The organism is Fibrobacter sp. UWH9, assembly GCF_900129715.1.
In the GTDB taxonomy this organism is placed as follows: domain Bacteria; phylum Fibrobacterota; class Fibrobacteria; order Fibrobacterales; family Fibrobacteraceae; genus Fibrobacter.
Map to the genome: position 1 here is coordinate 230,473 of NZ_FQWP01000003.1, position 25,959 is coordinate 256,431.

22 protein-coding genes, 4 tRNA genes and 1 pseudogene are annotated in these 25,959 nt (G+C 51.6%); 18 read left to right on the forward strand and 9 right to left on the reverse strand.

What is annotated here, in order from left to right; all coding sequences use genetic code 11:
- Nucleotides 1-414 precede the first annotated feature (414 nt).
- Nucleotides 415-486, reverse strand: a tRNA-Gly gene (locus tag BUB94_RS04290).
- 123 nt (nt 487-609) lie between these two features.
- On the opposite strand from BUB94_RS04290, the gene infC reads away from it, so the two are divergent.
- The 3 genes from infC to rplT are packed head-to-tail and all read left to right on the forward strand — an operon-like array spanning nt 610 to nt 1,813.
- Nucleotides 610-1,230, forward strand: coding sequence for a translation initiation factor IF-3 (gene infC, locus BUB94_RS04295; RefSeq protein ID WP_249269383.1), 621 nt, complete (start codon nt 610-612; stop codon nt 1,228-1,230).
- A gap of 23 nt (nt 1,231-1,253) precedes the next feature.
- Nucleotides 1,254-1,451, forward strand: coding sequence for a 50S ribosomal protein L35 (gene rpmI, locus BUB94_RS04300; RefSeq protein ID WP_073158842.1), 198 nt, complete (start codon nt 1,254-1,256; stop codon nt 1,449-1,451).
- Nucleotides 1,452-1,462: 11 nt separating this feature from the next.
- Nucleotides 1,463-1,813 (forward strand): 50S ribosomal protein L20, encoded by a 351-nt coding sequence (gene rplT / locus BUB94_RS04305; protein WP_073158843.1) that lies wholly within the window; start codon nt 1,463-1,465, stop codon nt 1,811-1,813.
- A 229-nt stretch (nt 1,814-2,042) separates the two neighbouring features.
- Here rplT and BUB94_RS04310 read toward each other — a convergent pair whose 3' ends face one another.
- From BUB94_RS04310 to BUB94_RS04325, 4 genes are all read right to left on the reverse strand, one after another.
- Nucleotides 2,043-3,194, reverse strand: a complete 1,152-nt coding sequence (locus tag BUB94_RS04310) for a GGDEF domain-containing protein (RefSeq protein WP_073234503.1) — start codon at nt 3,192-3,194, stop codon at nt 2,043-2,045.
- A 39-nt stretch (nt 3,195-3,233) separates the two neighbouring features.
- Nucleotides 3,234-4,505 (reverse strand): M16 family metallopeptidase, encoded by a 1,272-nt coding sequence (locus tag BUB94_RS04315; RefSeq protein ID WP_073234506.1) that lies wholly within the window; start codon nt 4,503-4,505, stop codon nt 3,234-3,236.
- Between the two features lie 5 nt (nt 4,506-4,510).
- Complete coding sequence (locus tag BUB94_RS04320; RefSeq protein ID WP_073234509.1) at nt 4,511-5,290, reverse strand: nuclease-related domain-containing protein; 780 nt, start codon at nt 5,288-5,290, stop codon at nt 4,511-4,513.
- Between the two features lie 119 nt (nt 5,291-5,409).
- Complete coding sequence (locus BUB94_RS04325; RefSeq protein ID WP_083538102.1) at nt 5,410-7,830, reverse strand: DEAD/DEAH box helicase; 2,421 nt, start codon at nt 7,828-7,830, stop codon at nt 5,410-5,412.
- 291 nt (nt 7,831-8,121) lie between these two features.
- Between BUB94_RS04325 and rbsD the strand changes: the two genes are divergently transcribed.
- The 8 genes and pseudogenes from rbsD to rbr all read left to right on the forward strand — a co-directional run bounded on the left by rbsD (nt 8,122) and on the right by rbr (nt 14,605).
- Nucleotides 8,122-8,520 carry a D-ribose pyranase gene (gene rbsD / locus BUB94_RS04335; protein WP_073234514.1) on the forward strand — a complete coding sequence of 133 codons (399 nt, stop codon included), beginning with the start codon at nt 8,122-8,124 and terminating at the stop codon, nt 8,518-8,520.
- Between the two features lie 20 nt (nt 8,521-8,540).
- Nucleotides 8,541-10,025, forward strand: coding sequence for a sugar ABC transporter ATP-binding protein (locus BUB94_RS04340; RefSeq protein ID WP_073234517.1), 1,485 nt, complete (start codon nt 8,541-8,543; stop codon nt 10,023-10,025).
- Nucleotides 10,025-10,999: an ABC transporter permease gene (locus tag BUB94_RS04345; RefSeq protein WP_073234520.1), complete on the forward strand. Its 975-nt coding sequence runs from the start codon at nt 10,025-10,027 to the stop codon at nt 10,997-10,999. The genes BUB94_RS04340 and BUB94_RS04345 overlap by 1 nt, the downstream gene beginning before the upstream one ends.
- 13 nt (nt 11,000-11,012) lie before the next feature.
- A pseudogene (locus BUB94_RS17445) lies at nt 11,013-11,921 on the forward strand (substrate-binding domain-containing protein); the annotation flags it as partial.
- A complete protein-coding gene (locus BUB94_RS17450) occupies nt 11,916-12,788 on the forward strand; it encodes a substrate-binding domain-containing protein (RefSeq protein WP_346348710.1) in 873 nt (290 codons plus the stop codon). The pseudogene BUB94_RS17445 and the gene BUB94_RS17450, both read left to right, overlap by 6 nt.
- A 9-nt stretch (nt 12,789-12,797) precedes the next feature.
- Nucleotides 12,798-13,688 (forward strand): ribokinase, encoded by an 891-nt coding sequence (locus tag BUB94_RS04360; protein ID WP_073234523.1) that lies wholly within the window; start codon nt 12,798-12,800, stop codon nt 13,686-13,688.
- 117 nt (nt 13,689-13,805) lie between these two features.
- Nucleotides 13,806-13,890 (forward strand) — tRNA-Ser (locus BUB94_RS04365).
- 175 nt (nt 13,891-14,065) lie between these two features.
- Nucleotides 14,066-14,605, forward strand: coding sequence for a rubrerythrin (gene rbr / locus BUB94_RS04370; RefSeq protein WP_073158858.1), 540 nt, complete (start codon nt 14,066-14,068; stop codon nt 14,603-14,605).
- A gap of 237 nt (nt 14,606-14,842) precedes the next feature.
- Here the strand turns inward: rbr and BUB94_RS04375 are convergent.
- A tRNA-Glu gene (locus BUB94_RS04375) sits at nt 14,843-14,915 on the reverse strand.
- A 172-nt stretch (nt 14,916-15,087) separates the two neighbouring features.
- Between BUB94_RS04375 and BUB94_RS04380 the strand changes: the two genes are divergently transcribed.
- Nucleotides 15,088-17,835, forward strand: coding sequence for an ATP-binding protein (locus BUB94_RS04380; protein ID WP_073234526.1), 2,748 nt, complete (start codon nt 15,088-15,090; stop codon nt 17,833-17,835).
- 126 nt (nt 17,836-17,961) lie between these two features.
- Nucleotides 17,962-19,332 carry an anaerobic C4-dicarboxylate transporter gene (locus BUB94_RS04385; RefSeq protein WP_073158862.1) on the forward strand — a complete coding sequence of 457 codons (1,371 nt, stop codon included), beginning with the start codon at nt 17,962-17,964 and terminating at the stop codon, nt 19,330-19,332.
- A 145-nt stretch (nt 19,333-19,477) separates the two neighbouring features.
- On the opposite strand, the gene BUB94_RS04390 is transcribed toward BUB94_RS04385, so the two are convergent.
- Nucleotides 19,478-19,550, reverse strand: a tRNA-Glu gene (locus BUB94_RS04390).
- Nucleotides 19,551-19,670: 120 nt separating this feature from the next.
- On the opposite strand from BUB94_RS04390, the gene BUB94_RS04395 reads away from it, so the two are divergent.
- The 5 genes from BUB94_RS04395 (at nt 19,671) to rpmB (ending at nt 24,435) form a co-directional block, all read left to right on the forward strand.
- The gene (locus BUB94_RS04395) at nt 19,671-21,305 is read left to right on the forward strand and encodes an ATP-binding cassette domain-containing protein (protein WP_254793666.1); all 1,635 of its coding nucleotides are present in this window, start codon (nt 19,671-19,673) and stop codon (nt 21,303-21,305) included.
- Nucleotides 21,302-21,946 carry a methyltransferase family protein gene (locus BUB94_RS04400; protein WP_073234531.1) on the forward strand — a complete coding sequence of 215 codons (645 nt, stop codon included), beginning with the start codon at nt 21,302-21,304 and terminating at the stop codon, nt 21,944-21,946. Before BUB94_RS04395 ends, BUB94_RS04400 begins: the two co-directional genes overlap by 4 nt.
- 4 nt (nt 21,947-21,950) lie before the next feature.
- Nucleotides 21,951-23,189, forward strand: a complete 1,239-nt coding sequence (locus BUB94_RS04405; RefSeq protein WP_073234534.1) for a 3-deoxy-D-manno-octulosonic acid transferase — start codon at nt 21,951-21,953, stop codon at nt 23,187-23,189.
- Between the two features lie 12 nt (nt 23,190-23,201).
- Nucleotides 23,202-24,134 carry a 4-hydroxy-3-methylbut-2-enyl diphosphate reductase gene (gene ispH / locus BUB94_RS04410; RefSeq protein ID WP_073158870.1) on the forward strand — a complete coding sequence of 311 codons (933 nt, stop codon included), beginning with the start codon at nt 23,202-23,204 and terminating at the stop codon, nt 24,132-24,134.
- A 79-nt stretch (nt 24,135-24,213) separates the two neighbouring features.
- Entirely contained in the window at nt 24,214-24,435 is a 222-nt protein-coding gene (gene rpmB, locus BUB94_RS04415; RefSeq protein WP_073158872.1) for a 50S ribosomal protein L28, read from the forward strand.
- A 281-nt stretch (nt 24,436-24,716) separates the two neighbouring features.
- Here the strand turns inward: rpmB and BUB94_RS04420 are convergent, their stop codons facing one another.
- Nucleotides 24,717-25,355 (reverse strand): 3'-5' exonuclease, encoded by a 639-nt coding sequence (locus BUB94_RS04420; RefSeq protein ID WP_249269459.1) that lies wholly within the window; start codon nt 25,353-25,355, stop codon nt 24,717-24,719.
- Nucleotides 25,356-25,390: 35 nt separating this feature from the next.
- On the reverse strand, nt 25,391-25,924 hold the full coding sequence (locus BUB94_RS04425) for a lysophospholipid acyltransferase family protein (protein ID WP_073234537.1): 534 nt from the start codon (nt 25,922-25,924) through the stop codon (nt 25,391-25,393).
- Between the last annotated feature and the right edge of the window lie 35 nt (nt 25,925-25,959).

Sequence of the window (25,959 nt, forward strand, 5' to 3'; positions counted from 1 at the left end):
TTATGGAAAAGATCCAGATAAAGAGATACCTTTACTAACCAAGCTCCCTGAAAAATGGAATTTGGTTAGTAAAATGGTTGTGGACAAAGTAATTTTTACTAACTAAACGCCGATGACTAGAGGGTCTGGTTAGTAACCATCGCCAAATGGACCCAAAACATCCATCGAGGAGGGGCCAGGGGAGGGTGCTAAGATCGGGTTCGTCCAGCAAAAAAGTCCCCCTCCTTTGAGGAGGGGGTTGGGGGAGGGTGCTAAGATCGGGTTCGTCCAGCAAAAAAGTCCCCTCCTTTGAGGAGGGGCCAGGGGAGGGTGCTAAGATCGGGTTCGTCCAGCAAAAAAGCCCCCTCCTTTGAGGAGGGGGTTGGGGGAGGGTGCTAAAAAGGTCCCTTCCAGAGGAAGGGACCTTTTTGTAAAAGCGGCGGACCGGGATCGAACCGGCAACCATTAGCTTGGAAGGCTAAAGCTCTACCATTGAGCTACCGCCGCAATTTGTGCTCAATTATACAAAAAAACACCCGATTTTAAAGGGGTAAATAAAAAAGTATTGTAATTTTTCAAAAAAAATGTTAAATTTACGCCACTTAAACAATTTACCTGAGGTAGCTTAACTTGGCTTTACAACCCCCCCGTGGCCGTCAGATGCCCAACCGTCAGAGCGACGGCACCCGCATCAACGAAGACATCCGTATTTCCCCCATCCGTCTTGTGAAGGAAGAAGGCGAAGCCATCATCATCGAAACCCACAAGGCTTTGCAGATGGCTAAGGACGCCGGTCTGGACCTGGTGGAAGTGTCTCCCAATGCTAAGCCCCCCGTATGCAAGATCATCAACTACGGTAAGTACAAGTTCGAGCAGGTCAAGAAGGCTAAGGCCGCCAAGGCCAAGCAGCATGTGGTGAAGCTGAAAGAAATCAAGATGCACCCCAAGACCGCCGAAAACGACTACCAGTACCGCATCAAGCAGGCAGGTGAATTCCTTCAGGATGGCATGAAGGTGAAGCTTATCATGCAGTTCCGCGGTCGCGAAATGGCCCATATGGATTATGGCAAGCGTCTCATGGAACGTGCAAAAGAAGACTTGGCCGCCTTTGGCGACCTTGAAATGGACTCTAGAGTCGAAGGCAATACCATGCTTTCTATCTATGGTCCTAAGCGTGGTGCCGCTGCCGCCAAAAAGCAGCAGGATGCACCGAAGCCCGTAACCGAGCCCATGGCAGCAGGTGAGGCTTAACTTAATAACCTAACGAGGTAAAAATGCCTAAGATGAAAACTCACAGCGGTTCCAAGAAGCGCTTCCGCCTGACCGGCTCCGGCCACGTCAAGTTCAAGCGCGCTGGTATGCGACACATTCAAACCAAGATGACCACTAAGCGTAAGCGTAACCTGCGTAAGGGCGCTCTCATTAAGAAGGTCGACATGTATCACGTCAAGCGTCTGCTTGTAGTAGCATAAGGAGTGTAAGAATGCCTCGCGCAAAATCCAGAGTTCCTTCCCGCGAACGCCGCAAAAATATCCTCAAAGCCGCTAAGGGCTTCTACGGTCGTCGCAAGTCCAACATTCGCCTTGCTATCGACGCAGTTGCTCACGCCGGTCAGTATGCCTACGCACACCGCCGCGACAAGAAGGGTGACTTCCGCTCTCTGTGGATCACTCGTCTGAACGCTGCAGTTCGTGAATACGGCATCAGCTATAGCCAGTTCATTTACAAGCTCTCCAAGGCTAACATCAAGATGAACCGTAAGGTTCTCGCTGATATGGCAGTTGCAGATCCTGCATCCTTCGCCAAGGTCGTGGACGCTGTTAAGGCTGCATAATTTAGACGCAAGTCTAAATTCGCTCTAGCATCATCTAGCGAGAAATTTACCCCGCTCTCCGGAGTGGGGTATTTTTTTTGTGTAGTCTGCCCCGGCCGGGCCGTACTTTGTCTGGCGTACACGGCGGACGTACTTTGAATGAACGTACTTTGTCTGGCGCACACGGCGGACGTACTTTGAATGAACGTACTTTGTCTGAAGTACCTGGCAGACGTTCTTTCTTAATGTACTATCTCAGTCTGCGGTCATTTTCTGAGTGAACCGCATAATAGGCCTTCTTGTTTTCGTACATCTCTCGGTCGATGGTGTTGATGAACTCGTCCATCGTTCCCTTTTTCAGATCGAGCAGTCCCTTTCCGATGGAGGTGGAGAGTTTGAAGGGGGCCTTGGAATTGTTGTTGAACTTTTCGATGCGGTAATGGATTTCGCGGATGAGGCCGTCTGCCTTTTCTTGGTCCGCCGTGTTCAACAGCACGATAAATTCGTCGCCGGCATAGCGGATGGCGACCCCTTCGTCGTGGATGGTCCTCTGGAGGATGTCGGCCATGGCGATCAGGGCGCGGTCGCCAACGGAATGGCCGAAGTCGTCGTTGATCTTCTTGAAGGAGTTCAGGTCCAGCATCAGACCGGTCATGACGGTTCTACGTTTTCGTGAGAAGACGTTCATGTGGCGGTCCAGGTACACGCGGTTGTATAGGCCCGTCAGTCGGTCGCGGAAGATGAGTTCGTTCTGCAGGCTAGAGAAGATGCCGGCAATAGAAACGGCCAAGCCTGCCGAAATGGTGGAAATGCCGTAGAACAGGGTCTGGGCAAAAGTGCCAATCATCAGCGGGAAGAAATACACCCAGATGGGGAAGTACTTCAGGATACCGTTACGCCTGCGGCTCCAGAAGTAGACCACGATGCTGTCCATGGTGATGCCGTAGTCGATAACGGTGTAAATCCAATAGCCCCACATTCTGTGGTAGTGGTTGTTGCCATCGATGGAAAAAATGAACGGGCAGAAAAAGTTGATGAGTACGCCCAACGTTCCAAGCCCCACGACGGTTTTCAGAATCTTGGCGTGAATCCTTGATACGCCTCCACAAATGTGTTGCGAAAGGAAGACGAACCACAGGGTAGAGCAATACATGTTGGATCCGTAGAGCCAACCGTTGCCATAGATGTTGATGAATTTTGCGAGGGCTCCGGGGCGACCTTCCGATGTGAAAACAATGGGGTCGATAAGGCAATTCAGGAATCCGAGGATCAGCATGACCAGGAGAGACGTGTTCTCCAGATTCTTGCGGGGAAGCTTCCAGACGTTACCTGCGGCAACAACGGCCAGAAGTACTGCACCGAAGATGTTAACCACATATATGCACGACAGGGTTGAATCCATACATTTTTAATATAGATTCTTGTGGGGCGTTTTGAGGGCCTAGAAAAAATCTGTTGTGATTTCTGACTTCTTCTTGCTCTTGGGTTCGACCACGGCGGCGGAGTATTTGGCGTTTGCGAACAGGTCGTTTGTGAGGCCCGTCACATCTTCGGCGGTCAAATCCCGGACGATCTTTTCGGAGTGTTCCATGGTGTGGAATTCGCCCAGGTGCAGAATCTGTTCCGCCATGCGGATGGCTCGCTTTTCGGGATTGTCTGCACCCAAGTGCATGCCGCCCAAAATGTTGGCTTTTGTCCGTTCCAGTTCGTCTTTCATGAAGCCTTGCTTTAGGAATTTTTTCGTTTCCTTGACGCTCAATTCCAGGGCCAATTTCAACTGCTTTGGTTCTGTTGCCAGGGCCACTCCCCAGTCCACGCAGTCGCGGTAGATGTCGGCGGTGGAATAGACGGAATAGGCAAGGCCCTTGTCTTCGCGGATCTTCTGGAAAAGTCTGCTGGCCATGCCTGCGCCCATGGCCACATTAAAAATGGAAAGGGCGCAGCGGCCCTTTTCGTCCATGCGGCTCTTGTCGAAACTCATGCCCCAGAAAAGATTGGACTGGGTGATGTCCTGCTTCTGCACCACCTTTACGCTCTGGTTGGATTTGTAGATGTTGGCGGGTGCGATCCCGCCGGATTTCTTGCGGGCGAATTTCTGCAGGCAGAGTTCCACTAATGCGTCGTGGTTCACCTTGCCTGCGGCGCAGACGTAAATGGGCAATTCATTAATGACTTGGTCGCGATAAGCCAGCATCTGCTTGTGGGTCAGTTCCTTGACTTCCTTGACGGTGCCGGTAATGGAGTGGGCGATACCGCAACCCTTAAAATGGATGGCGTTAAAAACGTCGCCTACAAGTTCTTCGGGAATGTCATCGTAGCTGTGGACTTCCTCGATGATGACTTTCCGTTCCTTTTCCATTTCCTTCTTTTCGAAGCGTGGATTCATGAGCATGTCGGCGATGACGTCGATGGCGAGAGCCAAGTCGCCACTTTCTACGTTGGCGTAAAAGCCGGTTTCCTGGCGAGTGGTGTAGGCTTCCAGATTTCCGCCGCGGTCTTCGATGGCACGGGCGATTTCAAGGGCGGTACGATTTTCGGTACCCTTAAAAACCAGATGTTCATAAAAATGACTCAAACCAAATTCGCCCTTGGCTTCGTGTCGGCTGCCCCGGGGGAACCAGGCGCCAACGGTTACGGAATAGGCATGGGGCATGTAGTCGGTCATGACCACAACGCCGTTAGAAAGCTTTGTCTCTTTAATAATCTGCTTCATATAAATTAGCGGTGTTTTGACTGGATGTAGGCCCTGTGTTCTGCCCTGGTCTTTTCGTTTGCCATGGCGCAGGGTTTCAGTTTCCAGTATAGGCTTTCAAGCTGTTCTGTTTCGAGAATTGTCTTTTGGTTCTTTATGATGTTAGACAGCTTTTTTTGCAATTGAAAAATATGGAGGATGATCCAGTTTACGTCTAGTGAAGAACCGCTAACCTTTGGGGAGGTTGGGATTCCCTTGAGAACGCAGCGGTCGCTGAAGACGATGGCTGAAAAGACGGGAAGCTCGTCAACGTTCAGATCGCTTTTGGAAAAGTTCTCTTTCAGAAAATGTCGGAGGGCGCGGATGTGTCCGGCGTTTTGCTGGATGGGGTTGTGGAAGGTGTGGGTGGTGCGGGCGTTCATGCGCTGGTGCCAACGTTCCTCTTCCAGAGTGCCGGTAATTTCACCGGAGATGTTCTTGGTTTCTAGCACGTAGATGCCGGACTGGTGCAAGAGCAGGGCGTCGATTTCGGTGGTACCGCCGTGGCTTGGAATGTACAGGTTTTTCATCAGCACGAATTTGCGTCCGTCGTCGTTGCAAATGCTGGTCAGTGTCTTGAAAGTGGCCGCTTCGCCGTAGACTCCGTCGGGATCATTTTCCAACTGTTCCTTCTGGAAGTCCTTGAAAGTCTTGCGACGACCGTCGTTATGGAACTGCCCTGCCTTAGGCTTGGCGGCCTTTGTCTTGAAAAAGGCGAATGCCAGCAGCAGGATTATGGCGAGCAATGTAACGATGGTGGAAGTCATGGCGAAAGTATAAGAAAAATGTTCCGCTAAAATTTTTACAGAATGGTTTATGCAAACGAAAACGGCTCGCATTTAGCGAGCCGTTTAAAATCGCGTTGGTTGATTGCGAACTTGCCGTATTAATGCCTGCCGAAGCGGCGGGTCTTGCGGAAGGGCTTGTCGCCGAAGTCGCGTTCGTCATGGTCCTTGCGGAAAGGCTTTTCGCCGAACTTTTCACGACGGCGTTCTTCGCGGTTGCCTGCAAACTTGCGGTCTCCGCGTTCGCCGTGATCGACACCGAAACCGCGACCTTCACGTTCCTTGCGGAATCCGCCACGGCGTTCTTCACGATTGCCTCGGCCAAAACCGCCGCGGCCTTCACGGTGGAAGCTGCGTCCTTCGCGGGGGCGAGTTCCCGGAGCGGGGCCGGTAGGAGGTTCGTCTGTCATCAGACGGAAGCGGGCGTCGTTTCCGCGGATGGTGATGCCTGCCAGAATGTCAAGAACTTCCTGGCTAGTGTCTTCGGGCAGTTCAACGGTGCTGAACTTGTCGAAGAGCTTGATGCGGCCGATGATGGAGCTGCTGATGTTTGCTTCGCCGGCGATGGCGCCTACGATGTCGCGGGGGGTAACGTGGTCGATGCGGCCCACGCCCATGTAGTAACGCAGGTAACCTTCTTCAACGCCGTTATTGCCTTCCTTACGTTCCTTGCGCAGGCGCTGCTTTTCTTCGCCGTTCATGCCTACGCCAAAGTCGTCACGTTCGCGGCGGGCCTTTTCACGGCGTGCTTCGCGGGGAGCGTCCAGGGGCTGCAATTCCGGGAACAGGGGCTGCTTCTTCTGGTACATCTTGATGATGGCGGCGGCTACGTCTTCGGCGGTGATTTCGGTAACGGATCCATCTTCGTTTTCAACGCCGTTGGTCTTATTGCAGCCGGCTGCTACCATTTCCTGGACCAAAGTCTTGAACTTGTCCAGTTCGCCGTAGCTCAAGACGCTGTTCACCTTTTCCTTGAAGGCGGCCACGCGCTTCTGGCTGATGATTTCGCCGGTGGGCATTTCCATCACGTCGATGGGCTGGCGGGTGGCCCGTTCGATAATCTTCAGCATGCGCTTTTCGCGGGGAGTGATGAAGAGGATGGCGTCGCCGCTACGGCCTGCTCGACCTGTACGTCCAATGCGGTGTACGTAGGATTCCGTGTCGAAAGGAATGTCGTAGTTCACCACCAGGGAAATGCGGTCCACGTCGATACCGCGGGCGGCCACGTCGGTAGCCACCACGATATCCAGCTTGCCCATCTTTAAACGGTTGATGGTGCGTTCGCGCATGGACTGGGCCAAGTCGCCATTCAGCGGGGCGACGGTAAAGCCGCGGCTTTCCAGCTTTTCGGCCACTTCGGTGGTGTTCTGCTTGGTGCGCACAAAGATCAGCACGCCGTCAAATTCTTCGCCTTCCAGGACGCGGGCCAAGGCTTCGACCTTGTGCTCGTTCTTTACCATCAGGTAACGCTGGCGGATGTTTTCAACGGTGGTGGTCTTGCTTTCGATGCAAGCCTCATCGTATTCGCCCAGGTACTTGTCGATAATGGCCTTCACCTTCTTGGGCATGGTGGCGCTAAAGAGGGCGCGCTGTGCGCTTGCGGGAATTTCCTTCAGGATGGTTTCGACATCTTCTTCGAAACCCATGTCCAGCATTTCGTCAGCTTCGTCCAGGACGATAGCCTTCACGCCGCCCAGGGTGATGGTGCCGCGCTTGATATGGTCAATAAGACGACCCGGAGTGGCAACGATGATGTTGGCCTGGCGCTTGAGGGCGCGGATCTGCACGGCGATATCCTGACCACCGTAAACGGGAACCACATGGACCTTGGGCAGGTTTACGGAATACTGCTGGATGGCTTCGGCGACCTGGATGGCCAATTCGCGGGTAGGAGTCAGCACCAGCATAGAGGTTTCGTGACCGTTGAATTCCAGGCGGGAAAGCAGGGGCAGGGAGAAGGCGGCTGTCTTACCGGTACCTGTCTGTGCCGTACCCAGGAGGTTTCCGCCCTGAAGCAGTGCGGGAATAGCCTTCACCTGAATGGGGGAGGGGGTCACATAGTTCATGGCCTTGATGGCGTCCAGAACGGCGGGAGCCAAGTCCAGGTCCTCGAAAGTGACCAGTGCTTCGTCACCTTCGGTTTCGTCGCTCAGTTCTTCGTCTTCGTCCTCTGTGGAATCGTTTTCGTCTGCGGAATCATTTTCGTCTGCGGATTCTTCGACGGTTTCGATGTTTTCTTCTTGCTCTTGTTCAGTAGTTTGCTGTTCTTCGTCGACGAATTCAATAGATTCACCAACATTTGCCTTGGCTTCTGCGCCAGCCTTTACGATGTTGCAATCATCATCGATGACGATTCCATCGGGATTCAATGCCAAAAAAGCGGCTTCGTCAGCTTCGTCTTCGTCGGCCCCACCAGCAATGGATGCCAAAAAGGCATCGGCTTCGCGGGCAATCTTGGATTTGGAGTCAATAGTTTCTTCGGGGATGCGATCTTCCGCACCCTGCTTTTCAGGATTCTTCATAAATCACCTTCGGGGACCCGTAAACTTCATCTGCGGCCCATGCCGCGTCATCTCGTCGCTGTAAAGCGTTTAAAATAAGCCCCGAAGTGCACTCGCACTCAAAAAACCTGAAGTTCGTTAGGTCACCTAACTCAAATGTGGGCACAAAGGTAGAAATGTGTATTGGAAAATCAAAGGTTATAAAAAGCACATATTCCAATATGGAATATATTCGGGTCTTGCTTTCTGCCCCTTTGTGTAATATTAAAATAAGTTAGAAACAAAACGTAAAAGGAAAGAAGGGACCAATTAATGAAGCGAAATGGAATTTTAAACAGTGAAATTTCCCGAGTTTTAGGGTATTTGGGCCATACGGACTGCATTTGCATTGGCGACTGTGGCCTGCCCATTCCCGACGAAACAGAGCGTATCGACCTGGCTCTGGCTTTTGGCGTACCCACCTTTATGCAGACCTTGACCGAAGTGGTGAAGGATATGAAGGTGGAAAAGATTGTCTTGGCCGAAGAAATCAAGACCCAGAATCCCCAGGTTGAGGGGCAGGTGCTGCAACTGTTAAAGGGTGTTGAAGTGGAATATGTACCTCATACGGAACTGAAGGCACGCACCCAGACTTGCAAGGCTGTAATTAGAACTGGGGAAACTACTCCTTATGCCAACATAATTTTGCAATCCGGGTGCATTTTCGCCTGATAGGAGGATCGTAATACTCTATGCATGTTGAAATGAAAGGCATTAACAAGTCTTTTGGAAGCAACCAGGTATTGAAGGATGCCGGCTTCTTCCTGAAAGACGGTGAAATCCACGCCTTGATGGGTGAAAACGGGGCCGGAAAGTCGACCTTGATGAAGATCCTGACGGGCGTGTATACCCGCGATTCCGGTACCGTGATTGTGGATGGCAAGGAAGTGACCTACCACAGTCCCAAGGAAGCCGAAGAGGCGGGTATCGTTTTTATTTATCAGGAATTGAACGTTCTGTTTGACCTGACGGTTGAAGAAAACCTGTTCATGGGTCGCGAAATTACCAAGCGCTTTGGTGTCTGCGACAAGAAGGCCATGCGCGCTAAGGCCCAGGAAATCATGGACCGCATGGGTGTCCATATTCCCGTGGATGCGGTCATGAGCGACTTGTCTGTGGGCCAGCAGCAGATGGTGGAAATCTGTAAGGCCCTTATGGTGGACGCCAAGGTCCTGATTATGGATGAACCTACGGCTGCCCTTACCCAGAGCGAAACTGAAGTCCTGTTTGAGGTCATCAATTCCCTGCGCAAGAAGGGCGTCTCTATCGTCTACGTTTCTCACCGCATGGAAGAAATCTTTGAATTGTGCGACCGTATCACCATCCTCCGCGATGGTACCTATATCGATACCAAGTACATCAAGGATATCACCATGGATGACGTGGTGAAGATGATGATCGGCCGTGAAATCGGTGAACGTTTCCCCAAGCGCGATAACGCCATCGGCGGTGAAGTGCTCCGCGTGGAAGGCCTTACTCATGAAAAGCTGTTCCGCGACGTAAGCTTTAATGTCCGTGCCGGCGAAGTGCTTGGCGTGTCGGGCCTTATGGGTGCTGGCCGTACCGAGATTATGCATGCCGTTTTCGGCAATATGCCTACGGTAGCAGGCAAGGTCTTTATCAACGGTAAGGAAGTATTCATTCGCAATCCGCGTCAGGCTATTGAAGCGGGTATCGGCTTTATTACTGAAGACCGTAAGACCGAAGGCCTGCTGCTGGAAAAGAGCATTGCTGAAAACATCGAACTGACCAACTTGGGAATCGTTTCCAAGAAGGGTGTTCTGGATGCTGCAAAGCAGTCCAGCCTTGTGAAGCGCGGTATCGAGGAATTCCGCATCCGCTGTTTCGGCCCTCAGCATGAGTGCGGTAACTTGAGTGGTGGTAACCAGCAGAAGGTGGTTCTTGCCAAGTGGATTTATACGGATCCCAAGATTCTCATTCTGGATGAACCCACTCGCGGCGTGGATATCGGCGCCAAGAAGGAAATTTACAACGTAATCAATGATATGGCCGCCAAGGGCGTCGCCGTTATCATGGTGTCTTCTGAATTGCCCGAAGTTCTGGGCATGAGTGACCGCATTATGGTGGTTCACGAAGGACATGTGACTGGCATTATTAATGGTGCCGACGCTGATCAGGAAAAAATTATGACTCTTGCTACAGGAGGATCCCTCTAATGAAAAAGGAAAACAAAAATATTGGTGCATTTTTGTCAGAATATGGCGTGTTTATTGCGCTAGCAATTCTGGTAGTTATTATCAGTGCCATCAGCCCTGAATTCCGCCAACCGGGCAACTTCCTGAACTTGTTGCGTCAGGCTTCCTTTAACGGCTTGATTGCCTTCGGTATGACCTGTGTCATTCTCAGTGGCGGTATCGACCTTTCTGTGGGTTCTACCTTTGCCTTGAGCGCCATTGTCTGTGCCGAAATGATTGGCCATGGCGTACCTGTCATTGTTGCGGTTCCCGTAGCATTGCTGGTGGGTGTGGCTCTCGGCTTGATTAGTGGTCTTTTGGTGACCAAGGGTCGTTTGCAACCGTTCATTGCAACCCTTATTACCATGACGGCTTATCGTGGCCTCGCCATGATCCTTACCGATGGTAAGCCCATTTCCCGCCTGGCAGAAAGTTCTGGTGATAGCCTTTTGTTCAAGGCTCTGGGTAAGGGTAATGTGGTCTGCGATTTCTTGCCGGCTATTAAAATTCCTATTCCTATCTTGATCCTGTTGGCCTCCTTTGGAATCTTCTATTTCTTGCTGAAGCATACCACTTTCGGTCGCCGCCTTTATGCCACCGGTTCTAACGCCAAGTGCGCTGCACTGTCTGGTGTGAACATCGATCGCGTGAAGATGAGTGTCTATGGTATTTCCGGTTTCCTCAGTGCATTGGCCGGTCTGATCATGATTAGCCGTGTGGACTCCGCACAGCCCATTATGGGTAGCGGTTATGAACTGGATGCCATCGCTGCTGTTGCCCTTGGCGGTACCAGTATGAATGGCGGCCGCGGAAGAATTACCGGTACAATTGCAGGTGTTCTGATCATTGCTGTTTTGAACAACGGTTTGAACATCTTGGGTGTCACTTCCTACTATCAGAACGTGATCAAGGCTGTAGTAATCTTGGTTGCTGTGCTTGCTGATCGTAAGAGATAAGGAGATTTGAATCATGAAAAGAATTTTTGCTTTACTTTTCGCTTCTTTTGTGTCTGTGATGATGGCCGCATGTTCTATTGTCATTGACGGTGAAGAAAAGACTACTGCCCAGAAGGTTGATTCCAAGGGCGCAATCGGCTTGTCTGTTTCTACTTTGAACAATCCTTTCTTCGTGACTCTTGTGGAGGGCGCCAAGAAGGCTGCCGTGGAACTGAATGCCAACATTACTGTGGTGGATGCTGGTGATAATGTTTCTAAGCAGGTGAGCGACATCGAAGACTTGGTCAGTAAGAATGTCAGCATCCTGATTGTGAACGCTGTAGACTCTGACGCCTTGACTGGTGCTGTAAAGGCAGCCAAGTCCAAGGGCGTGAAGGTCATTAGCGTGGACCGCGCCATCAACGGCGTGGAAGTGGATTGCCAGATTGCTTCTGATAACGTTGCCGGTGCAGAACTTGCAACCCAATATATCGTAGACAAGCTTGGCGAAGGTGTTGTGACTGCAGAGCTGCAGGGCACCATGGGTTCTTCTGCTGCTATTGATCGCGGTAAGGGTTTCCACAACATTGCCGATGCAAAGTTGAATGTGGTCGCATCCCAGACTGCAAACTTTAACCGTACCGAAGGCATGAGCGTTATGGAAAATATGCTCCAGGCCAACGGCAACATTGCCGCAGTCTTTGCTGCCAATGACGAAATGGCTCTGGGTGCTGTTGAAGCTAGCAGCGGTGCAGGCAAGAAGGTGATGGTGGTTGGCTTTGATGCAACCGACGATGCTGTAGAAGCTATCAAGGCTGGCCGCATGGCTGCAACCATCGCTCAGCAGCCTGGCCTGATTGGTGAAACTGCTGTTCGTGCTGCAGTGGATCTGAACAACGGCAAGTCCATCGAAAAGAACATTCCGGTGAAGGTCACCTTGGTCACTGCTGAAAATGCAGACAAGTTGAATGCCGATAAGCCCAGCTTCAGCGGTACCATCGGTCTGTCTGTTTCTACTCTGAACAATCCCTTCTTCGTTACTCTGGTTGAAGGTGCCAAGAAGACTGCTGCTGAATTGAAGCTTGCCCTCACTGTGGTTGACGCTGGTGACAATGTTTCCAAGCAGGTTAGCGACATTGAAGACTTGATCAGCAAGAACGTTAGCATCCTTATCGTGAACGCTGTGGATTCCGATGCTCTGACCGGTGCCGTAAAGGTGGCCAAGTCCAAGGGCGTAAAGGTCATTAGCGTGGACCGCGCCATCAACGGTGTGGAAGTGGATTGCCAGATTGCATCCGATAACGTTGCCGGTGCAGAATTGGCTACCCAGTACATCGTAGACAAGCTGGGTGAAGGCGTTATTACCGCTGAACTTCAGGGTACTCTGGGTTCCTCTGCCGCTATCGATCGCGGTAAGGGTTTCCACAACATTGCCGATAAGAAACTTAAAGTGGCTGCCTCTCAGACCGCAAACTTCAACCGTACCGAAGGCATGAGCGTCATGGAAAATATGCTCCAGGCTAATGGCAAGATTGCTGCAGTCTTTGCCGCTAACGACGAAATGGCTCTGGGTGCCGTAGAAGCTAGCAGCGGTGCAGGCAAGAAGGTGATGGTGGTTGGCTTTGATGCAACCGACGACGCTGTTGAAGCCATTAAGGCTGGCCGTATGGCTGCAACCATCGCTCAGCAGCCCGCACTGATTGGCGAAACTGCTGTCCGTACTGCCATGGACATCGCCAACGGCAAGGTTGTAGAAAAGAACATCCCGGTGAAGGTCACGTTGGTCACTGCTGAAAATGCAGGTAAGTAGGAAGGTATCATGAAAGTTCTAAATATCGGATCCATGAACCTTGACCACGTCTATAGCGTGGACCACATTATCCTGCCGGGCGAAACTGAAGCTACCGGAGCCGTCAAGCATTACCTGGGCGGCAAGGGTATGAATCAGTCTGTTGCTCTTGCTAAGGCTGGCGTTGAAGTTTATCAGGGCGGTATGATTGGTGAAGATGGTCAGCCCTTCCTGGACGCTTGTAAAGAGTATGGTGTTCACGGGGAATTCATTGCTAAAGTCGATGATCAAACTGGCCATACCATCATCCAGATTGACAAGAACGCCCAGAACAGTATCTTGCTGTATGGTGGTGCAAACCAGCGTCTGACTCAGGAATATGTGGATGGCGTTCTCGGCCACTTTGCTGCCGGCGACATTCTGTTGCTGCAGAACGAAGTGAACCTTTTGCCCTACATCGTGGACAAGGCTTACGAAAAGGGAATGCAGATCGCCTTGAATCCGTCCCCATTCAATGAAAAGCTGGATGCGGTGGATATGACCAAGATCAGCATCTTCTTGCTGAACGAGGTGGAAGGCAATCAGGTGACCGGCAAGACGGACCCGGATGAAATTCTGGCTGAAATGCGCAAGCGTTTCCCCAAGGCCCGCATTGTGCTGACCCTGGGCAAGGACGGTGCCGTGTATAGCGATGGTGACCAGAAGGTGTTCCAGCCTATCTTCCCCGTGAAGGCAGTGGATACCACTGCCGCCGGCGACACCTTCACCGGGTACTTCCTGGCAGGTCTCGCAGAAGGCATGCCCATTGCTCAGGCTCTCCGCATGAGCGCCCGCGCTTCCGCCATTGCGGTAAGCCGCCCCGGCGCCGTACCCTCGATCCCCTTGCGAAAGGAAGTGGAGGAAGCTCTGGCCAACGGCTGATGATGTAGCTAATTGGACCTGCACTAAGGGTTGAATGGACCGCCGCTAAAAACGGCCACCTGTAAAGGAACCTTAATAGACAAAGCAGAGAAATTATACTACATTGCGCCTTACGTCGGAGAGATGTCAGAGTGGTCGATTGAGCCGGCCTCGAAAACCGGAGTCTGTAACAGGACCGAGGGTTCGAATCCCTCTCTCTCCTTTGAATAAAAGAAGCGCACCCATTAGGGTGCGTTTCTTTTTTCATAAGATGGTCTTCGAGCTTTCGAATAAGAGGGGTCGATTGATTTCGCGAGAGCCGTAGGCGAACTGTTTTTTCTAAAAAAAACATTGTATATTGTTTCAGTAACGTTTTAACCTCAATTCAAGGAGACACGATGGCTAATAAGTACGCTGGTACCCAGACCGAAAAGAACCTCGAAGCTGCATTTGCAGGCGAATCCCAGGCTCGTAACAAGTACACTTACTTTGCATCCCGCGCAAAGAAGGATGGTTTCGAACAGATCGCAGCACTGTTCCTGAAGACTGCAGAAAACGAAAAGGAACATGCCAAGATGTGGTTCAAGGAATTGGGCGGCATCGGTGACACCGCAGAAAACCTGAAGGCTGCTGCCGACGGTGAAAACTACGAATGGACCGACATGTACGAAGAATTCGCAAAGACTGCCGAAGCTGAAGGTTTCGCCGCCCTTGCAAAGAAGTTCCGCCTGGTAGCAGCTATTGAAAAGCATCACGAAGAACGCTACCGCGCACTTCTCAAGAATGTGGAAACTTCCGCCGTGTTCGAAAAGAGCGAAGTCAAGGTTTGGGAATGCCGCAACTGCGGTCATATCGTCGTGGGTACCAAGGCTCCCGAAGTCTGCCCCACTTGCGCTCATCCCCAGTCCTACTTCGAAGTCAACGCTGAGAACTATTAAGAACCGAGCGTCGCAGAAAAAAAGAAAGAATCCGGTGGGGTTCTTTCTTTTTTTGTTGGGAAATTACGGTTGAAGAAGATGTCTTTCCTGAATTAGACCGTATGATTGTTGTTGTGGAGCTTGATTTTTGATTACTGGTACGGTTTATTTTTGAAAAAAATGAATTTCCAACCGTAGTTCCCGTGGAACGGGGAGGGGTATACAAAAAACACCACTCAAGTGAGCGGTGTTTTTGTATACCTCCAAGCGGTTTCGAACCGCTGTTGCGGGAATGAAAATCCCGAGTCCTGGGCCACTAGACGATGGAGGCGTTTAGGTGCGACCAAATATAGGAAAGTATCTGAATTAGTCAAGGGTGTTGCATAAAATTTTTTTTTCGTACAAATTTACCGTTTTGCCTCACATTGTATTATATTTGCGCTTCGTAAGATTTTCGTAGTATTTTTGGCCTTTTGTGAGGCTGATTAAGGCGGATGTGATTGATGTCTAGCTGTGTTGAATTGCTTGAATCTGTTTTGGACGGCTCTGATCGTCTGGTCCTGGTTTGCGATGCAGAATCGTTTTCTGTGGTTTATGCGAATAAGATGGCCCGAGATTATGCAAAACAGGGTGAAACTCCCTATAAGGGGGTGCCTTGTTTCAAGTATATGATGGGCCTGGATAGTCAGTGCCCTTTTTGCCCCCTCCGCAAGTCAGAAAAACGCGATTCCCTAAATGCCGATGTGAATCTTGGTGACCGAGTTTATAATACCAAGGTTGAATACAAGGAGCTGGATGGCCGGAAGGTTTTTGTTGAGTATGTTGCTGACGTAACCTCCATTCGCCGTACCGAAAAACAGTATGTAGATCAGCTTAAATTGCTGAAGGATTCCATTCCCAATACCGATGTGGTTTTTCATTTGGACCTTACCGGCAATGCGGTCCTGGGGGTAGATGGCGAGGACGGTTACATCGAGGGGCTTAAGTCCTGGATGGCTTCGCGTCAGGAACCCACGACAGTAGATTCCATTGTGGAAATACTTTCCTGTAATATCCCCAAGCAGGTTTCCCGTATAGCTTACCTCAAGGATTTTGCTTGTGCTTCCTTGATCCGGCATTATGAAGAGGGCAAGATGTCCTTCGAACGGGAGATGGAATGTTTTAGGGACGATGAAATTATTCCGTACCGTGCTTGCGTCCGCTATATGATGAACCCCATCAACGGTCATCTGGAAGCGGTTATCTATGGAGTCGATCTTTCTCAAGAGAAACTGGCTCAGGAACGTCAGCTGAACTTCGTTACTGCCTTAAGCCAGGATTTCCGTTATGTGTACCTTTGGAATCCTGACAAAGATGAGATCTCCATTGTCAAGCAGGACGGCTTCATGGTCCGTAGCGACCTTGGGGCTGAAAACAAGTTCCCGTATGATGCCATGTGGGCTCACTACATTGAAGACCGCGTCTTCTCGGAAGATCGCGAAATGATGTACAAGGCCATGGAAAAGGAGAAGGTCCTTGCCTATCTCAAGGATCATGAAAACTATGTGGGCACCTACCGCGTGGTTGAAAATGGAGATATTCATTACTTCCAGTACAAGTACGTAAAAATCGAGGGATCCTCCGAGATTATTGCGGGTTTCCAGAACGTGGACAAATTGTTGGATACCGAAATTTTCCGTAATTCCATTATCAGTACCTTGGCCAAGGTTTACTTCTGTGCCTATGATATTGACCTTTCTACGGGGCATTTCCGCGAACTGGGCGATTCTACCCGAGATTATATTTCCAACGTCATCGGTCAGATGGGTGAGTCCATGGAAAAGTTCAGGGCCATTTGCCAGACGACGGTGGCGCCGGAACAGGTCCAGGAATTTCTCGACTTTACGAACATTCATACCTTGGCTGGCCGCCTAGCTAACCGCGATTCCATTGGTATCCATTTTAAGGGTTTGAATGCGGGTTGGTGTGAAGGTCTATTTGTTGTCATCAGTCGAGACAAGAATGGTCGGTGCTCCCATGTTCTGTGGGTTGTTCGTTCCATTAACGAAGAAGTGGCTAGGGAAGAAGCTTACAAGGTTCAGCTGAAGGACGCCCTCCGAAAAGCGGAGCGGGGAAGTGAGGTCAAGTCCAAGTTCCTGGCCAGGATGTCTCATGATATCCGCACGCCTTTGAATGGAATTATCGGTCTGCTTGAAGTTGCTGACCGTAAGGAACAAAGTCCGGAAGAGCGGGCGGAAGGCCGCAGGAAGGCGAAGAACGCCGCCAATCATTTGCTGTCGTTGTTGAACGATGTGCTGGATATGTGCGAGTTCGATGACGCCGAAACTCAACTGTTGGAAGAACCTTTTGATCTTCAGCAGGTTCTTGGTGAAGTTCGTTCTATTGCCAATCTCCGTGCTGATGAAAATGATGTTGTCGTTAGATATGATGGTGCGTTGAGTGTAAAATGTCCCCATTTGCTGGGGAGCCCGCTCCATGTCCGTCAGGTATTCCTGAACATTTTGACCAATGCCATTAAGTTTAACAAGAAGGGCGGTTCCGTAGACTGTTATTCCGAAATCGTGAATGAGACGTCGGATGTTTTGACCTACTGTTTCCACGTGGTGGATTCGGGTATCGGTATGAGTAAGGAATTCCTTGAACGGATGTTTGAACCTTTTACCCAGGAACGTAATGATGCCCGAAGCACTTATCGGGGCTCCGGTATGGGCATGGCGATTGTAAAGGCCCTTGTGGAAAAGATGAATGGCCGGGTTACGGTCCGTAGTACAGAGGGCGTTGGAACTCACGTTGCTGTGACGATTCCCTTCAAGATTGATCAGAGTTCTCGTGTTTGCCTCACTGAAGGTGCGGAAAGCGAATCCCTGGATGGTATGAAGGTCTTGCTGGTGGAAGACAACGACTTGAATCTGGAAATTGCCCGCCGAATCCTGGAAGACATGGGCGTGGTGGTGACTAGCGCTAGAGATGGCGAAGAAGCGGTGCGGGTCTTTGAAAGCGCTGGCCAGAACGAACTGGACTTGATTCTGATGGACTTGATGATGCCTGTGCTGGATGGTTTTGGGGCTACCAGGAAAATCCGTCTTTCTGCTAAGAAGGAAGGTGCTGAAATTCCCATTGTGGCCTTGTCTGCCAATGCATTTGCAGAAGATGTGAAAAAGTCCAGGGACGCCGGCATGAACGGTCACTTGGCCAAACCCATCGATATTCCCTTGCTAAAGAAAACGCTGAATATGTACAAAAGGGCTTGATTTTCTTTTTGATAATTTATTTGGCGCTCCCCGTTCTTTTTTCAAAACTTTAGAGTAATTTCAATAGAAAAATGTTATCGTACTGATAACTTTTTTTCTGGTTGCTTTTGAAAAAGCGGAGGAATTATGGCTGTAATGATTATTCAGCTCTTGATTGTGCTGGCTGCTCTTTACGTGGGTTCACGTTATGGTAGCCTTGCCTTGGGTGCAATTTCTGGTATTGGCCTTGCCATCTTGGTGCTGGGCTTTGGTATGCAGCCGGGTAAGCCGCCTACCGATGTTATCTACATCATTATCGCGGCTGTGACCTGCGCCGGTATTATGCAGGCTGCGGGCGGTATGGATTGGTTAATCCAGTTAGCGGAAAGACTTCTGCGTAAACACCCTAACCAGATTATCTTCCTGGCTCCGCTTTGCACTTTCTTCCTCACGGTTCTCGTGGGTACCGGCCATGTGGTTTACACCCTCATGCCCATTATCTGCGATATTTCCCTGAAGAAGGGTATCCGTCCGGAACGTCCCTGCGCCGTGGCTTCTGTGGCATCCCAGGTGGGTATTACCTGTTCTCCCATTGCTGCCGCCGTGGCTTCCTTCGTGGTGATTTCCAACGCCAACGGTTTTGAAATCAACAACTTGCAGGTGATTGCGGTAACCATTCCTGCTTGCCTTTGCGGTTTGATGGCAGCCGCTGCCGTTAGCTACAAGCGCGGTCTCGATCTGGACAAGGATCCCGCTTTCCAGGCTAAGCTGAAAGACCCTCAGCAGCGTGAATACATGTACGGCAACACCGCTTCTGTGCTGGACAAGGCTGTTTCCAAGGAAGCAAAACGTTCCGTGTTTATCTTCCTGGCTGCTTTGGCTGTGATTGTGATGTTCTCTGTGTTCCAGATTGCGGGCCATGACATTCGTCCCGCTTTCCCCACTGGCAAGGTTGTGGATGGTGTGGCTCAGGTGAAGCCCATGGGCATGAACTTGATCATTCAGATTGTGATGATTTCTGCAGCCGCCTTCATGATTATCTTCTGTAAGGCTGAACCCAAGAAGGCTGTGGCTGGAGCCGTTTGGCAGTCTGGCATGGTGGCTGTGGTGGCTATCTACGGTATCGCCTGGCTGGCTGATACTTACTTCGCCAACTACATGGACGTGATGCAGGGCGGCCTGAAGGATATTGTTCAACATTATCCCTGGGCGATTGCCCTGGCCTTCTTTGCGGTGTCTGTGCTGATTAACTCTCAGGGCGCCGTGGTGGTGGCCATGCTTCCGCTGGCGTACAGTCTGGGTATCGAAGGTGCGGTGCTCTTGGGCGTGCTCCCCAGCGTTTACGGCTACTTCTTCATTCCCAACTATCCTTCCGACATTGCCACCGTGAACTTCGACCGTTCCGGCACTACGGTAATCGGTAAGTACCTGCTGAACCACAGTTTTATGCTGCCGGGCATGACCAGCGTTATCGTTTCCACTATTGTGGGTTCTTTGATTGTGAAGGTGTTCTTCTAATTATGGGAGGTGTCGCGCGAATTTTTCGCGGGAAAGATCTTCGTGTACTCTGGGCTCGCCGTAAGGCGGGCCCTTTTTTGCGGTTATAAAACTAAGGGCGGTTGTAAAATAAGAAAAGCCCAACCTTTCGGTTGAGCTTCTCTTATACCTCCAAGCGGTTTCGAACCGCTGTTGCGGGAATGAAAATCCCGAGTCCTGGGCCACTAGACGATGGAGGCGTTTAGGTAGGCCAAATATAGGTTAGATTTTTAATCTTGTAAAGGGTGTAAGGCAAAAAAAGTTAATTTTTCTCTGTGTTTTTGAAAAAATGGTTAAAAAAGTCTCTTTTTAGGGGTATTTTGAAGTTTTTTCCGGTGGCCTTGCTTGCCAGCGGTGCCGACGCTGCCGTCCTCTGGGGGATCCGTGCCTTTATGGATATCCTCTCGGGGGAGGGCCCCATGCCCCTTTATGGATGGGTGGGCCTGATGTTGGGCCTGACTTTTTTACGCCTGATATTCCTGACCTTGAAAATCCGAGTTTCCGAGAGCTGGGTTTTTGCGGCGGGCGCTCGTATCATGGGCTGGTTCCTTCACCGTTTGCGCTTGCTCCATCCGCGGAATTTCCATACCCCTGCCGGAAACCTCTTGGTGGAATCCGCTTATGAGTCGGCGCTGGTTCTTCAGAATAATGGGGCGGTTCTTTTTCAGGGGGCTCAGGCGGTGTTGCAGCTGGCGGTGTTCTTGCCGGTGTTGCTGTACATTTCCTGGCCGCTGACCTTGTTCCTTTTCGCGGTGGTGGTTCCGGTGGTGGGCGCCCTTCAGCGGAAACTTCATAAGCTTGGGCCTGTGGAGGAAAATCTGCTTCGCGACCGTTCGCGGTTCCGGGGCGACCTGACTCTTGCCCGCCGCCTCTTTTTGCAGTGGAGTTCCCGCCGGGAGCGTACGCTTTTGTCTGACGAACTTTTGCAGCAGAACCGCCATTTGCGAAATGACGGACTGGCTGCGGGCCTGCGGAAAAATGGACTTTCGCTGGTGGCGGAATCGGTGTCGGTGGTGGCCATGGTCCTGGTCCTGGGTTTTTGCGCGGTGCTGATTCGCTGCGGGTGGATGAATGGCTCCGGTTTGGTGCTGTTCTGCTCGGCGGTCTTGCTCAGTTACAAGCCTGTAAAGGAATGCGCCCGGGTGCTGCCCCAATTCCGGTCTGCGGTAAGCGCCTTGAAAATCCTGGAAGAATTTGAAAAGGCCGAAATCAGGAGTTCTGATTTTGGTGGACGTGGGGCGGGTTCCGCAAATGGTTATAGCCCTGACGGGCTGTTCGTGAAGAATGGTTCGTTTAAGTACGCTGGTTCGGAACGTCCGGTTTTTGCGGGCTTGAATCTGGAATGGTCCCGTTCGAAGCCGGTTCTTGTCCGTGGAAAAAATGGGATAGGGAAGTCGACGCTCTTGCGGTTGCTTGCGGGCCTGGAAAGCTGGGATGCTGAGGGTGCCGCAGACGGGGTTTGTTCGTCGTTGCCGGTTGCCGCAAATGCCGTATTTTTTGTGGCTCAGGATTTGGAGTTGCCTCCCCGACGCTTGCTCCGCGGAATTTTGGAAAGTTTGAAGCAGGGGGCCGCGGGCTCTGTTGGGGTCGCCGCTGCGGAAGGTTCGTCTGCAACCGCTGCGGGTTGTGGGTTTAGCGTTGCGGGCTGCCGCGAACTTTTCGCTTTCGCGGAAAATTTCGGGATCCTTCCGCTGGTAGAAAAGCAGGGGCTTTCAGGCGGCGAGCGTTCCCGCGTGGCCTTGCTGTGGGCTCTCGCTTCGGACTGCGATACGGTCCTTCTGGATGAACCTTTTGCGTCCATCGCCTTGGCGGATCGGGAGCCGTTGTTGGCTGCGTTCCTGCAGGCGGCTGCCGCTCTTGACAAGTGGGTAGTGATCGTAAGTCACGACGTACTTTCTCCCGAAATGGAAGGCCGCTTCAGTATCGTGAACTTTGATGGCGCGGGGGAACGATGAAAATTCTTTATGCCTATCGCGGCTGGATTCTTGGGGCCATGGCGGGAACCATGCTGGCCTTGCCGGGAATGCCCATATCGGACGATTGGTTTGATATGTTGCCGCTGCCAACCCTTTGCTTGATTGCCTTCGTGCTCTTGCGTGTGCAGGCCCGCCGCATCATCGGGGAACATACCCGCGGATTTTCTCACGATGCGGACCGACTTGTAACGGAAGGCGTGTACTCCCGCATTCGCCACCCGCTGTACTTGTCTAACGCCGGGGTCGGTTACGCTTTCGTGGTGTTGCATTTTGGATTCGCCCTGGTGGCCTTGGTTTTTGTGGTGGCACTTTTTGCTTTTGAATATTTGTTATCGCGGATGGAAGACCGCTACCTGGAAAATCGGTTCGGCGAAGAATGGCGAACCTGGGCCGCAGAGACGCCTGCCTTTTTCCCGCGGTTAAGTGGTTCGGGTGTGGGCCCTTCAGTTGGTGGACGGCCTGCGACTGCTCGCGAAGGTTCCGCAACGGGTTCGGCTGAACGTTCCGCGAAGTCCCCTGCCCGTCGTTCTTTTGCGGCGGCCTTTAAGGCGGACACGTCTACGTGGCTCTGGCTGCTGGTGATGATTGCGGTCGTTGTTGGACGCAAGTTCCTGGGATAGTCGGATGAAGTTTTCCTTGACGGCCCGAATTGCTTTGTGGTTTGCCCGAGTTTGTCTGCGCCTGGTTGCCCGCGGGGGCACCTGTGTTCCTGCGTTAGACCGCAAGTACAAATTGCGGGAGCGGTTGGACGGCCCCTGGTGCGAAAGTCCGAAGAACCTGGCTTCGCCAACGAGCGGCTCGCAGTACGAACGTCCGAAAATTTCAAAACGTCTTTGGCTTCACGGAGCGAGTCTCGGAGAGTGCAAGATGTTGCTTTCTGTGGCTCGGGCCCTGAAGGCGGACTGGCCTTCCTGTGACGGTGAATGCCCTGAGATTTTGCTGACGACTCAAAAGGCGGAGGCGCTAGAAACTTTGCGGAATAAGGCTGCGGGTGTTTGTCGTGTCGCCATGTCGCCTGCAGATTTGCCCGATACCCTGGAGCGATTCTTGAAGGAAGTGAATCCTGCGGCTCTTGTGCTTGGCGAAAACGAACTGTGGCCTGGCTATGTGGAGGCGATGAACCGCCATTGCAAAAAGCCGGCGGTGGCTCTTGTTTCTGGGCGGGTCCGTAAGCTGGCGCCCGGTGTGAGCCTCGATGACCTTGGCTTTGTGACTCTGCAATCTGACGGTGGAAACTGGAAATTGCTGGACTGGACCCGCGACGTAACCGCCCCGAAATCGTCTGCTGGTGAATTTGCGGCTCCAAAAGACAATCCCTTAATTGACGTCGCCTTGGTTTCTTTTCATAAGGAAGAACTTGCCGCTTTCGGTGCGCTGGTTTCTGCTGCGGCGTCTACAGGTAAGTCTGTTGTTCTCGCTCCCCGACGTCTCGAAGAAGCGGAACTTTTCCGCGAATTCCTCTTTTCCCAAAAAAAGATAGCGCTTGATTGGCCTGCGGTCCAGAAAGGTTCCGTCACCATCGTGAACCGATTCGGCCTAGTTCCTGAAATCCTCCGGTCATGTGGGGTGGCCGTGGTGGGCGGCTCGTTCGTGGCGAATCCTGGTATTCATGATTTTTGGGAACCGCTGAGAGAGGGTGTCAAAACTTTTGTAGGTCCGTTTTCAAAAGGCGCGGAAGAGGCTGTTTCTGATTTGGTGTCCCGTGGCGTGGTGGCCCGGATTTCTTGTGCGGGGGATGTGGGCTCGGATTGGTGGAATGTGGCTCTTGACCCCGCAGTTGCTCAGGCCTGTCTTCAAGAGGAACGGGAAAAAATTCTAAATTCTTATGAACGGTTGCTGAAGTTCCTTTTGGCGACCGTATAAGGAACCTGCATCATGAAAAAAGTGATTCTCGCAACTCCCAGAGGCTTCTGCGCCGGCGTTGACCGCGCCATCCATGTGGTGGAAAAGGCTATTGAAAAATTTGGTACGCCTATCTATGTGCGTCACGAAATCGTGCACAACAAGTTCGTGGTGGATACCCTCAAGTCCAAGGGTGTTGTTTTTGTAGATGAGCTGGATGAAGTGCCGGCAGGTTCCGTGGTGATCTTTTCTGCCCATGGTGTTGCCGAAGAAATTTACGCCGATGCCGAAAAGCGTGGACTTCAGGTGCTGGATGCCACGTGCCCTCTGGTTCTCAAGGTCCACCTGAGTGCCAAGCGTCATTTCTCTGCAGGCCGTCATATTATCATGATCGGTCATGCGGGTCATGCCGAAGTGATCGGTACTTTGGGGCAGCTGCCGGAAGGTGCCATTACGCTGGTCCGTAACGAGGCTGACGTGGCGACGGTGGATGTTCCCGAAAATAAGGAATTGGCCTACATTACCCAGACGACCCTGTCTGTTGCCGAAACCCGCGAAATTATCAAGGCCCTCAAGACCCGTTTCCCGGAAATTATCGGCCCGGACGCTGGTGACCTCTGCTATGCGACCGGCAATCGTCAGGCCGCCGTGCTTGACCTGTGCCAGAAAGTAGATATGCTTTTGGTGGTTGGCGCCAAGAATTCCTCCAATTCCAGCCGTCTGATGGAACTGGGTTTGGAACAGGGAATCAAGAGCCATCTGATTGCCTCTGTAAACGACCTGGAGCTGGAATGGTTCGATGGTGTTGAATCCGTGGGTATTTCCAGCGGTGCCAGCGCTCCCGAAGTGCTGGTTCAGGAAGTGGTGGACTGGATTAAGGAAAAATTTAGTGGCGTCGAAATCGAGAATTTCGTGAAATTGGTGGAATCTACCAAATTCAACTTGCCTAAGGCGCTACAAGATTAACGAAGATGATAAAATTAACCTTGACGGAATCCCAATTATTTTCTACAATTGGCTTCTGTTATAAACAACGGAGTTTTTTATGAGCCGCATTTGTGAAGTTACCGGCAAAGCCGGTCTCGTGGGCAACATGGTTTCCCACTCTAACCGCAAGAAGTTGATGAAGCAGCTGCCGAACCTTCAGACCAAGCGTTTCTACATTGCTGAAGAAGACCGCTGGGTTTCTCTCCGCGTTTCCAACGCTGGTCTCCGCACTATCAATAAGCGCGGTATCCTGGCTGTTGCTCGCGAACTCGGCATCTAATTCTATTTCTTGTAGAGTTTAGACTTTTAAGTCCGCCTAATGGATGAATAATCTGTTAGGTGGTCTTTTCTGTATTTAGACGATTGTTAGCAATCTGTTGATAGAATTGAATGTCGGACCTGGTGCCGGCGTTCATCCCTTATAGATCAAGGGCTCCGCAGGGTTGTTGTTTTCGAGCCTGCTTGTGGATATTGTGAAAAAGAAGCTGGATAGTTCGACTATCCAGCTTCTTTTTTAAAGTCAGCCTAGTTGCCCGTAAGGCGGACTGCTTTGCTAGTTCCCTACTTGTTCAGGAACTGGGGTACGCCCTTGTACTTTTCGATGTTCTTCAGGATGGTGGCCATTTCCCAGTCCTTTTCCTTGAAACGGCGGCGGAGCAGGGCCACGAAGACTTCCATGAGCATCAGGCAGTCGTAAACGGCGCGGTGCATCTTGTCGGACTCGATCTTCATGTTGATTTCGTCGCGGCGCTGGAAACCGGCGGCCAGAATGCCCAACTTGTGGGAGGGGCTTTCGGGGAGGATTGCCTTGGAGATGGCCAAGCTATCGACGATGGGGTTGCCCGGAATAATCTGGGGGTTCTTCTGGTAAGCCACGCGGAGGAAACTGGCATCGAAGTTTGCGTTATGGGCGATAAGGATGGAAGACTGTCCGCAGAAGGCGGTGAACTTCTTGATGGCTTCGCCGACGGCCGGGGCGTCCTGGACGTCCTTGTCGTAAATGTGGTTCACGTTGGAAGCTTCGGCGGGGATCAGCATGTTGGGCTTGACGAAAGTCTCGAATTCCTTTTCCAGCTTGGGGACGACGCGTCCCTTTTCTACCGTGACCGTGAACTTTACGGCACCGATTTCGATAATTTCATCTTTCTGGTTGTTAAGGCCAGTTGTTTCCAAGTCAAACGCAACAAATTTAGGCGGCATTAAAATCACTTTTTTTACCTATTTTCCTTTAAAAATTACTTGGTCGGATTATTTTCGGTACAAAGATACTTAATTTCGATGTCAATTGATGACAACGGCAGCGGGAGGATGAAATTATCCCATGTTTTTAACTTAAAATGAGCCCCGTAATGGGGTTGAATATGCCAAAGAGGGGTGCCGCTAACCTTAGAGAGCCAGATGGAGCCGGACTTGACCTTGTGGGCGGGGCCTTTGGGGCCGTCCAATGCCATGCCGGTGAAGCCGCCCTGTTTCATGGAATCCAATAGGTGCCGCACGTTGGTGGCGCCTCGGGTGTCGGAGCCTCGGGTGACTTTGTAGCCGAGACGTCGTGCGGTTTCGGCGAAGAAAGCCCCGTCGTCGGATTGGGAGACCAAGACGTGAACGCCCCGATCCTTGAAAGCGGCGGTGCTGGCGAGCAAATCCTGGTGCCAGAGTCCCAGAACGCCAGGGCCGAAATCTGCTGGGGTTCGCAGACGGATGCGGAGGCTGCGGATCCACAGGGCGGCTAGCCATGACGCGGCGCGGACTTTCAGGGTGGCTTTGTTCATGGCGCAAAAAATAAAAAAATCAAAAAAATTAGAGA

Coding starts and splice junctions, on each gene's coding strand:
- BUB94_RS04360 (WP_073234523.1), top strand. CDS start 12,798: ATGAAAGTTCTAAATATCGGATCCATGAACCTTGACCACGTCTATAGC.
- BUB94_RS04320 (WP_073234509.1), bottom strand. CDS start 5,290: ATGACTTCCACCATCGTTACATTGCTCGCCATAATCCTGCTGCTGGCA.
- rplT (WP_073158843.1), top strand. CDS start 1,463: ATGCCTCGCGCAAAATCCAGAGTTCCTTCCCGCGAACGCCGCAAAAAT.
- BUB94_RS04380 (WP_073234526.1), top strand. CDS start 15,088: ATGTCTAGCTGTGTTGAATTGCTTGAATCTGTTTTGGACGGCTCTGAT.
- rbsD (WP_073234514.1), top strand. CDS start 8,122: ATGAAGCGAAATGGAATTTTAAACAGTGAAATTTCCCGAGTTTTAGGG.
- BUB94_RS04385 (WP_073158862.1), top strand. CDS start 17,962: ATGGCTGTAATGATTATTCAGCTCTTGATTGTGCTGGCTGCTCTTTAC.
- rpmI (WP_073158842.1), top strand. CDS start 1,254: ATGCCTAAGATGAAAACTCACAGCGGTTCCAAGAAGCGCTTCCGCCTG.
- BUB94_RS04405 (WP_073234534.1), top strand. CDS start 21,951: ATGAAGTTTTCCTTGACGGCCCGAATTGCTTTGTGGTTTGCCCGAGTT.
- ispH (WP_073158870.1), top strand. CDS start 23,202: ATGAAAAAAGTGATTCTCGCAACTCCCAGAGGCTTCTGCGCCGGCGTT.
- BUB94_RS04345 (WP_073234520.1), top strand. CDS start 10,025: ATGAAAAAGGAAAACAAAAATATTGGTGCATTTTTGTCAGAATATGGC.
- BUB94_RS04315 (WP_073234506.1), bottom strand. CDS start 4,505: ATGAAGCAGATTATTAAAGAGACAAAGCTTTCTAACGGCGTTGTGGTC.
- BUB94_RS04420 (WP_249269459.1), bottom strand. CDS start 25,355: ATGCCGCCTAAATTTGTTGCGTTTGACTTGGAAACAACTGGCCTTAAC.
- BUB94_RS04425 (WP_073234537.1), bottom strand. CDS start 25,924: ATGAACAAAGCCACCCTGAAAGTCCGCGCCGCGTCATGGCTAGCCGCC.
- rbr (WP_073158858.1), top strand. CDS start 14,066: ATGGCTAATAAGTACGCTGGTACCCAGACCGAAAAGAACCTCGAAGCT.
- BUB94_RS04340 (WP_073234517.1), top strand. CDS start 8,541: ATGCATGTTGAAATGAAAGGCATTAACAAGTCTTTTGGAAGCAACCAG.
- BUB94_RS04400 (WP_073234531.1), top strand. CDS start 21,302: ATGAAAATTCTTTATGCCTATCGCGGCTGGATTCTTGGGGCCATGGCG.
- BUB94_RS04310 (WP_073234503.1), bottom strand. CDS start 3,194: ATGGATTCAACCCTGTCGTGCATATATGTGGTTAACATCTTCGGTGCA.
- BUB94_RS04325 (WP_083538102.1), bottom strand. CDS start 7,830: ATGAAGAATCCTGAAAAGCAGGGTGCGGAAGATCGCATCCCCGAAGAA.
- rpmB (WP_073158872.1), top strand. CDS start 24,214: ATGAGCCGCATTTGTGAAGTTACCGGCAAAGCCGGTCTCGTGGGCAAC.